Origin of the sequence: Ruminococcus sp. MSJ-25 (genome assembly GCF_018917825.1) — a bacterium.
Classification (GTDB): Bacteria; Bacillota; Clostridia; order Oscillospirales; family Ruminococcaceae; genus Hominimerdicola; species Hominimerdicola aceti.
The window spans coordinates 1-14391 of record NZ_JAHLPI010000001.1; the positions used below are offsets into that span (position 1 = coordinate 1).

The window sequence follows — 14391 nt, forward strand, 5'->3', positions numbered from 1 at the left end:
GTGGAAAAAACATTCTGTATGCCGATGCCCTTATATGCCTTTTGTATCTCTATCTCATAGCCAACGCCGCTGTCGGTCGTGATAACATACCCGTCGCTGACCACATTGTCAAGCTCCTCACCAAGCACCTTGCTGAACGTGTCCGCCAAAGTCTTTGCCTTGTCAGCAGCAGACAAAAGTCCGCTGTCAGCATTTTCAGAAGTTGGTCTGTCGAGATAAAAAAGGTCAATATTATCGGCGTCTGCGTCTGCGGTATTTACGCCGTTTTCGCTTGCCTCCCAACAGCAATAAGGCTGTGCAAAGCGTGTCATTTTAAGTTTGTTATGTTCGTCCTGGAGTTGTGCCTGATCTTCCACAGTTTCGATCTTACCGTCGATCTTGATATCCAAGGCACTTTGCAGCTCTTCCACTTTTGATGACAGCCAGTCCATATCATTTTCGGCATTGATATATGCAAGCTCAAAGTCATAAACACCGTCAGGTTTGCAAATGCTCACCGCCGATTTTTCGGGCAGCTTGAATTTTGCATACTCTTTTTCAAAAGCAGCGTCAAAGCTGTCATAAATATTCTCGGGCAAAACATAAGCCTCGCCGCTGTCCACCTCAGCCGAATGCTTATTACTTCTGATATTGTCGGGAGTATTTTCACAAGCTGACAGCACCACAGCCGCCAACATCACGGACAATAATACTTTTGTTTTTCTGATATTTTTCATATGTCATTCCTTTCTTTTGGGTTATTGCTGCGAGGTAGTATAGAAATCAAGCTGTTAAATTGATCGTATAATTTAAGGCAATATCACATAAAAAGATAGTTAGTGATATTGCCTTAGTTTAAATTTTATTTACCGCTAACATATCCTGAAGCATAACTACCTACACCTGACGGAGCTGGATTGAGTGACATGGTGCACAAAATACGTTCACCTTTATCAATATATGTCGCATTAGTGTGTTTCGTAGTATGGTTTCCTTTACTCGAGATTTTTCCACTTGCAATATATGTAACTCCAACCGTTGTTCTATATGAAACGGATGTAGCATTGGAAATTTTGTCAATTCGGTAGTTGACCCTAACATAATCATCCTGAGCTGCATTTCCAGCAGTAATAACTTTTGACGTAACAGATCCAGTGTTGGAAATATAGAACGAGAAACTATCTGCCGCACTGCCCCAATAGCCATAGAACTCATCATCATAACAGCAGCACCCATAGCTGCGATCCTCTTAACGATATTTTTCATAATATAGGTGTGATTTTCTTCAAGTTTTGTTGCAAATAAATTCAATTTCATCATATAACACAATTATTGCAACTGATAATTGTGCATAATGAATATTCACATCTTCATTGACTCACCACATTTCTTTTTTGCAATAGACTTTTTTATCTATGCATACATTATTTTAACACATATAACACCAAAAGTCACTATATTCTGCATATTTCTCTCATATGCACAAGATTTTGTATAGCTGAACAAATATTGCGTTCTAAATTATTTCATTTTACATAAGTTGATTGTTAAATGCTTGTTAACATCAACACGGAAGTTGAAATAGCCAGATTATAACGCTTATTGACATACAAGTCAATGAATGATATTATTAAGATATAACGATTTTAGCACAGGCGGTGAATTATTTTTGAAATTCTACGATTATCCGATAATCAGCAAAGAAAGCAGTCTTCCCGTCTTTTTGGTGAGCGTAGGGCTGAACGAATGACAGTATCATGTTAAATGCGACAAAGGTGACAATTATGCCAAGGCTCTTTATTGTACAAAAGGCAGCGGCGTACTTATAATGAACGGAGAGAAACATATAATAAAACCGTACACCGCATTCTTTATCCCTGCCGGCTGTCCGCATGAGTATTATTCAACGGACGAATCCTGGGATACGCATTGGATAAAACCATCAGGAAAGTCCTGCCCTGATATGCTTAAAGCACTCGGCTTTGACAAGCCAAAAATCTTCTCTCTTCCAAAGGAAGAAATTACATATCTTGACCACTGTTTCAGATGTATGCACGAGGCACTCCTGTCTGACAGGGTTGACGGAAATTTCAGAGCGTCGGGCTATCTGTACAGCTTTTTCATTGAATTGAGCCGTCTTGCGGCGAAAGGAAAAGGCAGTGTACAAATCGCCCCTGCGGTGACAAAGGCGATCGCATATATTGACGAAAACTATACGAAACAGCCCGGTCTTGAATCCATAAGTAAAGCCGCAGGCGTTTCTTCGCAGCATTTGTGCAGATTATTCAGGCAGACCTTGAACTGCCGACCGATGGAATATATCACAAAACGCAAGATACAGGCGGCTAAAATGCTTCTGGCGGAAACACAGAAAACTGTCGATCAGATAGCTGAAGAAACAGGTTTCTGTGACAGCAGTTATTTTTGTAAGATTTTCAAAAGGTTCGAGAATATTACTCCGTCGCAGTTCAGAAGTATAGAACAGGCTCTATGAAATTCGTAAATTGACCGCTGACACTGTATGAAAAACAAAAAGGCATCATGACCGGATACATGATGCCTTTTTCCTATTGTAGCTTTGCATAAACCTGCCGGATACGATCAGTTATTCCTGCGTCTGGCTCTGTTCAGCAGCAGGAGCGATATCATAAGTATCAAGGGAAATGCGCAGCCTGCGAGCATACCTTTCTGCATATCATCGCCTGCACTCTGGGTGATATTTCCTACAATAGCAGGACCGAGTGCTCCGCCAAGGTCACCAGCCATGGCGAGGAGTGCAAACATTGCAGTTCCGCCGGTGGGTATTTTTCCCGAACAGATGCTTATAGAACCGGGCCACATGATACCTACCGAGAATCCGCACATTATGCAGCCTAGAAGTCCGATTACAGGTATTCCCGACAGGGATGCAGTGGTGTAACAGATCAGACACAGCAGCGCCGAACCTATCATGAATTTCATAAGATCGAGCTTTTCGCCGTACTTCCCGTAAAGTGTACGGCTTATGCCCATCGTCACCGCAAACATACACGGTCCTGCAATATCTCCGACTGATTTAGTCAGTCCGAGAGCGGATTCTGCAAATGCCGACGCCCACTGCGCCATTGAAAGCTCCGAGGCTCCTGCACAAACCATAAGCAGTATCGCAAGCCAGAACAGCGGTACTCTGAGCAGGTCACGGATACGCATTCCCTCGCCGTCCTCGACGGGGTGTGCAATGGGACATACTGAAAAATTGTAAACATTCACCAGTGGAATTATCGCCCAGATACAAGAGAGCCACTTCCAGTTTTCTATGCCGAAAGCAGTAAAAAACAGTGTTGAAATGAGTATGACTCCGACCGAACCCCAGCAGTAGAATGAATGCAGCAGGCTCATTGCAGCTTCTTTGTGCTCAAACGGGCAGGCTTCAACTATCGGACTTACAAGCACCTCGGTCAGACCGCTTCCCATTGCATATATGACCGTGCTTATAATTATTCCTGAAAACGGATCGGGAAGCAGTTCTGGCAGAAAAGCAAGCCCGATAAGTCCCAGCGCAGAAAACACCTGCGAACCGATAACGCATTTTCGATAGCCGATCTTGTCGGCGAAACGTGCGCACAGCACATCTATGATAAGCTGAGTAACAAAGAATACCGACGAGATAAGAGCAATTTTCCCAAACGGAATACCATAGCCATTGTGAAATGTGAGAAATAGAAGCGGAGCGAAATTAGCCGCTATTGCCTGTGTGATGAATCCAAGATAGCAGGATATAAGTGTTTTTCTGTAATTTACAGCCATATTGACAAACTCCTTGACAAATGATATAATCAGATTATATAGTAAATATCGTAACATTTCAATACACAAAATCACATTTTTATTACACAATATCGTAAATCGGGTGAGAACATGGGAAATGAAATCAAAAAGGACAGGATCACAACGGACGAAACCTTACGTGAAACTGCAAGTCACGGCAGCGAAGAATATCCGTTCAGTTACTATTATGAGGACATCTGGGATTTCGATTTTCACTGTATCGACTGGCACTGGCACCCGGAGGTCGAATTTGTTTATGTACAGCATGGCAAGGCTGATTTTCTGGTGGGTGGAAACAGGTATGTTCTAAGCTCGGGCGATGGGATCTTTATAAATTCTCAGGTGATACACAGGTTTGAAGCAGAAGACAGCGCCATCATTCCGAACATTGTTTTTTCACCTGTTCTGCTTGCGCCGCAGGGCAGTCTGATATACAGCAGATACATCAGACCGATAATTGAATCAACTACCGAATGTGTGATTTTTTCCGCCGAAGAAACAGCACACCACAGCATTATCGAAACAATGAGGTCGGTATTTGCTGTGCATGGTTCTGGCACGGCTTCTGAAATGGAAACGGTAGAACTGCTGCTGAAACTATGGCGCCTGTTATATGAAAGCATACAAATAACAGACTGCGGCCCCGTGTCCGGGCATTCCGCACAGACGCAGGCTAAGCTTCAGATAATGATGCAGTATATTCATGATAATTACAGCGGTCAGATAACACTTGATGATATTGCAGGAACAGTTCTTATAAGCAAAAGCAGTGTTCTAAATATTTTCAGGACATACCTGCACACTTCGCCGATAAATTACGTTGTGGAATACAGACTGAAACGTGCGTCAAAACTGCTTGTTGATACCGAAAACAGCGTTTGCAACATAGCGCAGGAAACGGGATTTGAGAACATCGGCTATTTCTGCCGCAGATTCAAAAAGCTGTACGGCGTTACGCCGATATATTACAGAAAACACTGTCGCAGTGCGGAGCGTAATTCAATGAGAAATACACATTCTGACACAAATGTCCTGTCGGGCTGATGAAATAGCTGCTCTATTGACTTTTTGAGATTGGGTAATTTACTCTATGGAGTTGCTTGAAGTTTATTATACTTCTTTAGTCATCGGTGGAGTAGATGCGGAGGATTTGACGGTTACTTTTACTGTACAAAATTATTTCCCACAAATCTTTATAAATATGGTATTATAAAAGAAATTAAGATCATAGGAGGAAAACAAAATGGATGATATGCTTGATAAATACAGAGGTTCACTGGTCGGTGGTGCTGTGGGTGACGCTTTGGGGTATGCCGTGGAATTTTGCAGTGAAAGACAAATTTTCAGCGAATATGGAGAAAATGGCATAACTGAATATGCGCTCAAAAATGGTAAAGCCCTTATTTCTGACGATACTCAAATGACGATGTTTACTGCAACTGCGTTGCTGGACGGGATAACAAGGGGCAAGCTTCGTGGGATAATGGGCGACTTTTCGACCTACATGGCATTTGAGTATCAAGGTTGGTATCTGACACAGACCGCAAATTATCCTGTTGATATTGAAGAAAATTATGCGAAATATAGCTGGGTCATGAATTTGCCTGAAATGTTCAGCCACCGTGCACCGGGAAATACTTGTTTGTCAGCCTTGGCGGCAGGGGGAAAGGGTACTATAGAAAAGCCTATAAATAACAGCAAAGGCTGTGGCGGAATAATGCGTGTCGCACCTATCGGGCTATATTTTTCAGAGGGTAAAATGGATATCGCAAGTATTGATAAGATAGGCGCTGAATGTGCCGCTATTACTCATGGGCATGAGCTTGGATATATCCCTGCGGCGGCTCTTGTTCATATGGTCAGTTTGTTGTCCCACAATAATGATATCACACTGCTTGAAGCTGTCACGAGTTCGGTAAGGACAATGCAGCAGATATTTAACCGAGCTAAATATATTGACGATTTTGTGGAATTGATCGAGCTTGCGGTCAAGATTTCACAGTCAGGCGGCAGTGACCTCGACAATATACATAAGCTTGGCGAGGGCTGGGTGGCTGAGGAGACTTTAGCTATTGCAGTGTATTGTTCACTGAGATATCAGGATGATTTTGATAAAGCTGTATGCACAGCGGTAAATCACAACGGCGACAGCGACTCAACAGGTGCAGTTTGCGGAAATATTCTTGGTGCATATCTTGGCTATAATGCAATACCACAAAAGTTTAAGACGAATTTGGAATTTCATGATGTTCTTTTGACCCTTGCAAACGATCTTTACAACGATTGTCAGATGTCTGAGTACAGCGACAATTATGACAGGGTATGGCTTGATAAGTATGTTCATAAGACGTATGGAAAGAGGGGATAGGCTTTGAGCGAGCGGAATGACGAACTCACAAGACTTAGTTACACCTTGGGCGAGAACATGGAAGACAGGTTTTATGTTTATATGCTGCAAGACGATAATGGAAAGCCTTTTTATATCGGCAAAGGGCAAGGCGGACGAGTGTTTTGTCACGAAAACGACGCTGATAAACTGTTAGAAGTTATACGCTCAGAAAACGGAGATAGAAATGTCGATTATTCCAAATTATCTGAGAAAATAAAAACTATCATTAAAAGCAGCGGGAAGGTTGAAAAGGTCATAATAAAATGGGGGTTGACCGAAAATGAAGCATTTATGTGCGAATCTGCGCTTATGAATATGTATGATCACATTTTTCCTGAAACGCTCACCAATATTTCTAATGGTCACGCAAGCAATGCTGAAAAGCACTCTCACGCACTTGACGGATATAAAACGAAAGCGAGAAATGTGCAGGATTTTCTTGATAATGTTGCCATAAGAGAAGTGGATTTCAAAGAATACTGTGGAAATATCCCTGTTGTTTTCATTACAATAAATAAAAGCTATCCGCTTATGTACAAGGAAAAATGTGCCGACTTGCAAAGGGAAGATTTTATATACGATTCAGCAAGGGGCTTTTGGGATATAAACATAAGGCGTACAAGGTATGCAAAATATGTTTTAGCACTTTATAGGCAGATAGTGGTAGGTGTGTATCCTGTTAATGAGGATTGTTGGAGAGTTACAACTGACTTTGATGAAAAGGAATTCCCCACATATCCCAAGAAGTATCGAGAAAACGATAAACTGTTGATACAAAAGAATAGGACTTATGACGAGTACAAACGTCTTGGCGGACAGAATGATGAAAAATGGTTTGATACACGTCGGAAGAGAATCGGTTTTGAAAAGTGCAAGCCTGAGAACAGCGAGGAATATTCGTATCTATGCAAACTAAAAGGCACATATCTCAAGGACAGATTTTTCAAAAACCAAATGTCAGTATATAATTATGACGTGGACAAGGACGGAAAGCTGAGATTTTATAGTTCTGCAAACTGGTGTTAATAGTGGCGGCTATTTCAACTTCCATGTTGATAAATGTAAGCTTTTTCAGAAAACAGGTTGTAATATATGATAATTTGGAATAAGGCTGTGGACAAATGGGGCGATTAGCAAGCTGCACAGCATATAGCTAAAAAAATATGATGATGACGGATATCTTCGCAAGAATGAATAGCATAAACAAAAAAATAAGCTGCTACAGAAAAATCTGTGGCAGCTTATTCTATTCAGAACAGTCCTAATTTTAACCTATCAATATCGGCTCCTGATATCTGTTTGTACGAATTCATAAGATTTTGGATCATATTTAATGACGAGCGGGTCGAATGACCAGTTACATAGTGTACTGTCGGAGAAAATTTATTATAAGAAAAAATGGCTTTGGTTTTATAAGCATACTACTTCTTCGTTGTCACACTCTTAACAGCCGACCATTCTCCATAATATTTAGTACCCTTTACAAGCGTATAGGAACGTACCTTAACATAGTATTTCTTATTTGCCGAAAGCTTTGAAATCGTCATTTTGTCGGTCTTGTTGTTTGCAACATCAAGCTTCTTTGCGCCTGTAAACTTAGAGTTTATGGCGTACTGCACCTCATAACCTGTTGCAGAGCCTTTCTGCGCCCAATCAATAAAGAATGCCTTTGACTTCGCTGTGAGCTTCTGTATCTTCTGCTTGGCAGGGTTTATCTTGAATGTCTTGCTGACAGTTCCGCCGTATTGTCCTTTGCCTGTTATCTTTACTGTGGCTGTTCCTACCTTTTTGTTGTTTGAATATGAAACTGTGTAATCTGTGCCGCTTTTAAGCGTCTTGCCGTTGTATTTTACCTTTACGCTCTGCGTGATATTCTTTCCTGTATATGTCTTTGTAGAAATACCTGAGATCGCTGACTTTGTAATGTCATACTTTGCGGCGGTAACATTTTTGCTGTCTGACCATGCTCCATAGTATACCTTTTCGCCAACGTTTGTGTAGGAACGTACACGAACATAATATTTATTTCCTGCTGTCAGACCGCTTATGGTGAGAGTATCAGGCTTGTTTGCGGTAAGCTTTTTAACCGTGCTGTCCTTAAAATCAGCATTTGTGCTATATTCTATCTCATATCCTGTTGCAGAGCCTTTCTGCGCCCAGTCTATGAAAAAGCCTTTGAAGCGTGTTTCAAGCTTCTGTATCTGCTGTTTTGCAGGCAGTATATCAAAACTTGACTTTATCTCGCCGATATATGAACCTGTTCCTGTTATGGTGACTTCAACAGTACCCACCTTTGTGTTTGCAGAATAAGTAACAGTATAGTCAGTACCCTCATCAATGTAATAAAACATTATTGATACTTATTAAGATGCATTTGACTAATCTGGAAAATAAATTCCCATTTCATCTTGGTTAAAATCGTATTGTGATATGCTTTCTTCATCTTCAGTTGTACTGTCAAATACTCGAATAGATGATATTTTATCTGTCTGTTTATTATCAAAATGCAGACAAATAAAAGCATCGAAACGCCTTAGTTGAATGCAAATAGTATCATTGACCTCCCATGCGGCTAACAAATTAGAATATGAAGGAGTATATCGTTCTATAAATTTATCCATATTCTTCACAGCTTCTGGATTCTCCAGAAACTCATTGGAAAATATAGTTTCAAGCTCTTCTCGGTCTTTATTATGCATCGCCCCGAAAAATGTGTTTAAAATATCAGACTCGGTTTCACATCCGGGGTAATATATTCCGGCAAGCAGATCTCCGCCGCCTGCTCCTCTCTGATCTTCCTCACATTCTTCAAAAATCAAGCTGTATACGCCTTGGGCAGACGGATCAGTTTCCTGCTGTACCCACTCAGTCCATGTTAATGAATAGCATTTTTCAGTAGTCTTAATTACACAGATCGACCATACACATTTTGCCTGCAAATCAGAAAAAGATTCTGATGACTGATTTTCATAAACTATCTCTAAATTGTCACCCTCAAATATATTAAATATGTATTTGATACCTTCATCAATATCAGGCTGTAATTTCAAAGTCTGCTCTGAAAAAACGCTTTTAAAAAGTTCAGCATCGTTGGTCTCCAAGGCTTGTATCAGAACATCCGAAGTATTTTTCGTTGAGGTTTGATCGATAATTAATTTATCATCATTTTCTATTGAACTTTGGCTATCGTTTAATATAGTACAGCCTGTAGAACTCACCACCAGTAAAAAAAGCAAAACGGATAGTATAAGTTTTTTCATAATTAATCACTTCCATTAATCTGGCAAATAAATTCCCGCATTTTCTTCCGATAAATTATAATCACCGATAGTCTTTTCATCGCCTATCTCGGCAAATTTTAGAAAAGATATTTTATCCGTTTGTTCCTTGTCAAGTCTAAAACAAAAACATATCGGAGTATCATTTTTCATGGACGTAATATAAACGGTGATATTTCCATCATCAATTTCCGTCCAGCCTTCGTGAAGTTCTCGCATTGGCTGACAGTAATCAAAAAAGCGATCTATTTCATCGTCCGTTACGCCTGAAGCCAGCATATTGTCAGAAAGCAGCTCACGAAATCTCTCTATGCGATCGTCATGATTTTTTTGCTGATAAATGTTTTTCCAAAGAGTAAACGCCATATCACTTTCCTCGGAATTAGCAGGATACACTACCCCTGCAACAAAAAGATCTTCACCTCCCTGATCCAGTCCGGCATCCGGCCAAATCTGGAGTTTCATGCTGTAGACTCCTTCTTTTTCCTTATCTTTTTCATTTATCGTCCACGCATTCCAAGTAAGCTTATAGTAGTTTTCTGTTGTTTTAAAAACGCATACCGGAGAAACAATACATCTTTCACCACCGCTCGAATATTTATTTGAGCTTGAATTATTCTGCGTAACTTCAACAAATTCGCCTTCATATATGCTGAGCATATATCCGATCCCTTCATCCAGATCCGGACAAAGATCTTTGGCACGAACAGAAAACAGATTTTTGATTGCGTCCGCATCGTTATTTTCCAAAGCCTTTATTACTGTTTCTGAAACACTCACATTCTCCGTCTGATCAATAACGAGATCACCTTCATAATGGCTGTTCAATTTTTCTACAACAGAACAGGACATTAGGCTTAACATCAATATTACGGACATTGTGCAGCAAAGCAAGTTTTTAAATTTTAACATAATATTCTCCTTACCAAGTCAGAGTTACAATGTATGAACCCGAATCTTTTTCTGGAATATCCCATTCGACTTCTCCTGCATTAAATTCTCTGAAAGAATCTAACATTATATCTTTGTTTTCTCCAAAGCTCGAAAAATCTATAGTAGTTACGGCTTGGAGATCCTCAGCTTTAACATTCTGAACCAACGGATCAAATCCCGTTATCCACCATTGTAATTCATCTGGTTCATGTTTATACAGCTGCTCATCATCACTGAAGATTCCATCCCCATTAGAATCATGATATAATTCAAGAGTCATTTCAACAGAATATTCTCTGTTAACTTCGGCATAAAGATATGAGTATTCACCATTTTCCATAATATAATTTCCATACTCATAAATTTCTCCATCTTTCACCTGATAAATACCTGTTTCAGCGCCTGCTCCAAGGTTCATATAGTCGCCCTTCAATGACCATATTATAAATTCTTCTCCTTCATCTTTGGATTTATCACCGTCAAGATCTACCCAAAAAATCTGAGATTGATGAGCATCTACGGTTATTTCACCGCCCGAAGCTTTGTTAACCGCAGCTCGGAAAACATCGTCATAGCCTGTGGTATAATGTGCATATTGTTGCAAACAATCAGGTCTCATATGATAGATACCATCATCATCCATATCTGCACCCAACGTCAAGGAGAAAAATCCTGTTGTCATATCTGCAACAACATTCAATCCAGGAATATATGAAGACAAAATCGGATGCTTTCTCACAAATACTGCAGCGATTGTTCCTAACTCCGCAATTTTCTTTATCAGCCAGACACCACCTATCTGATAAAATATTCCGATTATTTTATTGCCAAATGTTCTATTTTTTATTAATATAAATTATTTTATCAGGATCAACATTTTTCAAAAGATATTCTGACATTATTTCAAATCCGTCCATAAGAGTTTCAACAGCAAAATGCTCAGAGTTCACATAAATTAAAATTTTTTCATTAACCCCCAATCTAGTATCATTAATTATCCATTTTATCTTTGTTATTTCTGAAACATACACACTATATTTGGATCCCAAAATCTTCCTAACGGTTATTCTGCTGCCGCTTACTACAATTTTTAATTTTCTTATCCACAATAATGAAATAGCTATTGGAATAAAAACGAATAATATTGTTGAAATATACATAGGGAAATGCGGAGGATTACCAAAAATCGTATACATTACGTTTAAAACAATGAAAAAAGCAGTTATAAAAACTTCACCTTTGTAAATCTCTGACGGTATCTTCACAGTAAATTTCGATTTTGATTTCATTGATCAGACCTCCTTCATTTCTTATTAATTTTGTAACAACTCTCTCCATTCGTCATACCATTCCTTAATCCCATCAAAAAACCACTTGCTATATTTTCCAATGCACCTCCAGGAAGTCCTGAAATTACACCATTTCTAATTGTTTTATAATGAAATTTTTTAATACTTCCCTGTTTTAATTTTGTTATTACCATTTTAAATGAAGCATCATAGCTATTTATGCCTGAAAGACTTTTGAACACCGGAATTTTTTTCGAAAGAGTTTTTGAAAGCTTTCCAGTAATTTTACTTAAAGCAACACTAAAAAAAAGCCGCTGTTCCTGTGCTTAAACCAGTATCAAATAATATTTCAAAAGTCGATCGTTTTTGTCCCCCAGTGATATTTTCAAGATTTTCGCCAAAAAACGTTGATATTGCCGCCTCTACTGAACAAGCAGCAATTGGATTAGTAAGCAATAATAAAACACCACCAGCAAAACCGCCTATCGCTGATCCAATATATGATTGCCAGTTACCATTCCAATCGCCTGTTATCGCACATGAAATAATATCACTAATTAATTGACCTGAAATGCCTACGATTGCTCCAACTACACCAACAGCAATTACTGGAATTGCCGTTCCAAATGTTGAAATACTCAATATAACAATACCGACAACAATGACAATAGTCACAAACACACTAACTATTGACTGCCAATTTTCCTTGCACCACTCACAAGCGTTATCTACTTTTTCTTCCAACCAGCTTTTTTCAATATCCGGTTTTAAGTATTCATATTTTTCATAAAAGTCATTTCTGCTTTTATTGATAGCATCAGCCGCATTTTGGTCAATAGTCACAACATCGGAAATGTATTCACTAATATTTTCTTTCAATGACTCAATTGATTCAATTTTGTCCTCTTGGGTCTGCGTTGATGATTTTATCGAGCTGATACCATCATCAACGTCGTATATGCTTTCATCTATGGAAAGCACTTTTGATTTCAGTGATTTCAAATCAGCATTATCATTAATAAATAAAGGGTGAGAATATTTTACGGCATATTCAGGATCAATTTTTATTATTGATGTAATGTTATTTTTTATTGCTTTGCAATAATCATTTCCTAATTTATAGTATATAGCATTGACAAAGTGCAAAACCATTTTCAATAGTGCCATATGTTTTCTAAGTTCAATTATCTGTTTGCTTTTTATGTGTTTAGTGGTTCGCATCTTCTCATAGTTTAAACCTCGATACAATATTTCAAATAATAAATATTCCATCTCACCTTAATTGGTTTTCAAAAACGCATACCATTCTGCTCACCAATATACAGCCGTTGTTGCCGTTGGATCATTTGTTACCACTTTATGCTCTTATTTAAAATCAAGTGTAACCCAAAATCTTTGTGCGATGTCGACTTAATTAATAGGGTAAAGCCTATAATAATAGCCATTATCAGAATCTTTCTTTATACATTTAAATTCCGCTTCATCCTTTTCAAAACTTGCATATTTTACTTGCGTACTTTCGTTTTGTCTATATGGATAAATAATAAATTCTGGAATTTTATTTGTAAAATCATGATCTGAGACTTTGAAAAATTCTTCATAAGTAACATTGTTATTATTAAGGAAAATAATTCCATAATTTAAATCGAGATATGTATTATAATTTATATCAAATGCATCACATATATCTTTCGTTTGCGTTGACGGTCCATATACAATACACTTATCCCATTCAAAGCCAGTAAAATCAGACATATGTATAATAATCTCGGTATCATCATTACATTTTTTTATAATTTTATCCTTTAACGATTTTGAATGACGATAATTTATTATTGAAAAAATGCTCAGTATAACTCCCATACACAATACTCCAATTAAAATTACTCTAATATATTTCTTGACCAATTCAATCACCTTTTTTATTATAGTATTTATTATCTGGTGGAAATCCGTTTTCATCAAGTGTTTCCAATATAATTAAATCATCTTTGTATCGTTCGTATGAAAGTCGTTCTTTTACAATCACATAATGTCCATCATCAGTTTCCTTCACAATATTTAATCCATTTGTATAATAGTAATCTAATACTTTTTTTGCTATATCTTTGGATGTACTATCAATTGATGTTGTTTTTCCAATTTTCCGTCCAATAACATTGTTTAACAAATCAACTGCTTGATCAGCATCACTTAAAGTTTTAAACTTATGCGAGTATATATCTTTGATTTCATGAATAACGTTTTGATTTTTTTCATGAGCATTACCAGTTTGTAAGCCTATATTCTCTCCCCACTTATTTGTTATAATTGAAATCCAAAAAGTGTGTCGAAAAGCATTTACTTCTGATCCTTCTTGAGCATCATTATCTTCAAAATCAAATGCATTTGCAAAACGAGAGACATTTGTACTAATATTAGTATTTCCCACTCCAGGCTTAACTTTTCCAATTTGAAGAGATATTATTGGATGCCTTAAACCAAATGATATAGTTTTTAAAGCGTCACTTTTGAATATCTTACCAAGAATATTAAGTGGATATCCAAGTAAGTAAATACTTGAAGCAAGAAAAGCGATACCACAAACGGTCACACTTATCACTGTAGCTAATTTTACAGACAATCCCCAAAAAGTCAATAGCGGAACTAATGATGTAAATCCCGTGATTACAATTGCTGTAATTATCAACACAGCGCCAATTACTATAACAATTTC

Annotated in this window: 14 protein-coding genes and 1 pseudogene; 4 read left to right on the forward strand and 11 right to left on the reverse strand. The window is 38.1% G+C overall.

The window, feature by feature from the left end:
- Nucleotides 1–716, reverse strand: a 716-nt coding sequence (locus tag KQH97_RS00005; protein ID WP_216551957.1) for a hypothetical protein, incomplete at its 3' end; no start/stop codon positions are given.
- Between the two features lie 1064 nt (nucleotides 717–1780).
- On the opposite strand from KQH97_RS00005, the pseudogene KQH97_RS08780 reads away from it, so the two are divergent.
- Nucleotides 1781–2473 (forward strand): annotated as a pseudogene (locus KQH97_RS08780) (AraC family transcriptional regulator); the annotation flags it as partial.
- A gap of 107 nt (nucleotides 2474–2580) precedes the next feature.
- Here the strand turns inward: KQH97_RS08780 and KQH97_RS00015 are convergent.
- Entirely contained in the window at nucleotides 2581–3765 is a 1185-nt protein-coding gene (locus tag KQH97_RS00015; RefSeq protein WP_216551959.1) for a sugar MFS transporter, read from the reverse strand.
- Between the two features lie 111 nt (nucleotides 3766–3876).
- On the opposite strand from KQH97_RS00015, the gene KQH97_RS00020 reads away from it, so the two are divergent.
- From KQH97_RS00020 to KQH97_RS00030, 3 genes are all read left to right on the forward strand, one after another.
- On the forward strand, nucleotides 3877–4830 hold the full coding sequence (locus tag KQH97_RS00020; protein ID WP_216551961.1) for an AraC family transcriptional regulator: 954 nt from the start codon (nucleotides 3877–3879) through the stop codon (nucleotides 4828–4830).
- A 199-nt stretch (nucleotides 4831–5029) separates the two neighbouring features.
- A complete protein-coding gene (locus tag KQH97_RS00025; RefSeq protein ID WP_253286320.1) occupies nucleotides 5030–6154 on the forward strand; it encodes an ADP-ribosylglycohydrolase family protein in 1125 nt (374 codons plus the stop codon).
- Nucleotides 6155–6157: 3 nt separating this feature from the next.
- On the forward strand, nucleotides 6158–7201 hold the full coding sequence (locus KQH97_RS00030) for a GIY-YIG nuclease family protein (RefSeq protein ID WP_216551963.1): 1044 nt from the start codon (nucleotides 6158–6160) through the stop codon (nucleotides 7199–7201).
- Nucleotides 7202–7596: 395 nt separating this feature from the next.
- Here the strand turns inward: KQH97_RS00030 and KQH97_RS00035 are convergent, their stop codons facing one another.
- From KQH97_RS00035 to KQH97_RS00075, 9 genes are all read right to left on the reverse strand, one after another.
- Nucleotides 7597–8526: a fibronectin type III domain-containing protein gene (locus tag KQH97_RS00035; protein WP_216551965.1), complete on the reverse strand. Its 930-nt coding sequence runs from the start codon at nucleotides 8524–8526 to the stop codon at nucleotides 7597–7599.
- Between the two features lie 27 nt (nucleotides 8527–8553).
- Complete coding sequence (locus KQH97_RS00040) at nucleotides 8554–9435, reverse strand: DUF5104 domain-containing protein (RefSeq protein WP_216551967.1); 882 nt, start codon at nucleotides 9433–9435, stop codon at nucleotides 8554–8556.
- A 15-nt stretch (nucleotides 9436–9450) separates the two neighbouring features.
- Nucleotides 9451–10365 (reverse strand): DUF5104 domain-containing protein, encoded by a 915-nt coding sequence (locus KQH97_RS00045; RefSeq protein ID WP_216551969.1) that lies wholly within the window; start codon nucleotides 10363–10365, stop codon nucleotides 9451–9453.
- 10 nt (nucleotides 10366–10375) lie between these two features.
- The gene (locus KQH97_RS00050) at nucleotides 10376–11125 is read right to left on the reverse strand and encodes a hypothetical protein (RefSeq protein ID WP_216551971.1); all 750 of its coding nucleotides are present in this window, start codon (nucleotides 11123–11125) and stop codon (nucleotides 10376–10378) included.
- A gap of 97 nt (nucleotides 11126–11222) precedes the next feature.
- Nucleotides 11223–11675 (reverse strand): hypothetical protein, encoded by a 453-nt coding sequence (locus tag KQH97_RS00055; protein ID WP_216551973.1) that lies wholly within the window; start codon nucleotides 11673–11675, stop codon nucleotides 11223–11225.
- A 14-nt stretch (nucleotides 11676–11689) separates the two neighbouring features.
- Nucleotides 11690–11917 carry a hypothetical protein gene (locus tag KQH97_RS00060; RefSeq protein WP_216551975.1) on the reverse strand — a complete coding sequence of 76 codons (228 nt, stop codon included), beginning with the start codon at nucleotides 11915–11917 and terminating at the stop codon, nucleotides 11690–11692.
- 58 nt (nucleotides 11918–11975) lie between these two features.
- On the reverse strand, nucleotides 11976–12947 hold the full coding sequence (locus KQH97_RS00065) for a hypothetical protein (protein ID WP_216551977.1): 972 nt from the start codon (nucleotides 12945–12947) through the stop codon (nucleotides 11976–11978).
- Nucleotides 12948–13085: 138 nt separating this feature from the next.
- Nucleotides 13086–13538: a hypothetical protein gene (locus KQH97_RS00070; protein WP_216551979.1), complete on the reverse strand. Its 453-nt coding sequence runs from the start codon at nucleotides 13536–13538 to the stop codon at nucleotides 13086–13088.
- Nucleotides 13539–13584: 46 nt separating this feature from the next.
- A complete protein-coding gene (locus KQH97_RS00075) occupies nucleotides 13585–14364 on the reverse strand; it encodes a hypothetical protein (protein WP_216551981.1) in 780 nt (259 codons plus the stop codon).
- Nucleotides 14365–14391 lie beyond the last annotated feature (27 nt).

Excerpts from the sequence above, each read along its gene's own strand:
- KQH97_RS00065 (WP_216551977.1), bottom strand. The coding sequence starts at position 12,947 with ATGGAATATTTATTATTTGAAATATTGTATCGAGGTTTAAACTATGAG.
- KQH97_RS00025 (WP_253286320.1), top strand. The coding sequence starts at position 5,030 with ATGGATGATATGCTTGATAAATACAGAGGTTCACTGGTCGGTGGTGCT.
- KQH97_RS00040 (WP_216551967.1), bottom strand. The coding sequence starts at position 9,435 with ATGAAAAAACTTATACTATCCGTTTTGCTTTTTTTACTGGTGGTGAGT.
- KQH97_RS00020 (WP_216551961.1), top strand. The coding sequence starts at position 3,877 with ATGGGAAATGAAATCAAAAAGGACAGGATCACAACGGACGAAACCTTA.
- KQH97_RS00070 (WP_216551979.1), bottom strand. The coding sequence starts at position 13,538 with ATGGGAGTTATACTGAGCATTTTTTCAATAATAAATTATCGTCATTCA.
- KQH97_RS00015 (WP_216551959.1), bottom strand. The coding sequence starts at position 3,765 with ATGGCTGTAAATTACAGAAAAACACTTATATCCTGCTATCTTGGATTC.
- KQH97_RS00035 (WP_216551965.1), bottom strand. The coding sequence starts at position 8,526 with ATGTTTTATTACATTGATGAGGGTACTGACTATACTGTTACTTATTCT.
- KQH97_RS00055 (WP_216551973.1), bottom strand. The coding sequence starts at position 11,675 with ATGAAATCAAAATCGAAATTTACTGTGAAGATACCGTCAGAGATTTAC.
- KQH97_RS00045 (WP_216551969.1), bottom strand. The coding sequence starts at position 10,365 with ATGTTAAAATTTAAAAACTTGCTTTGCTGCACAATGTCCGTAATATTG.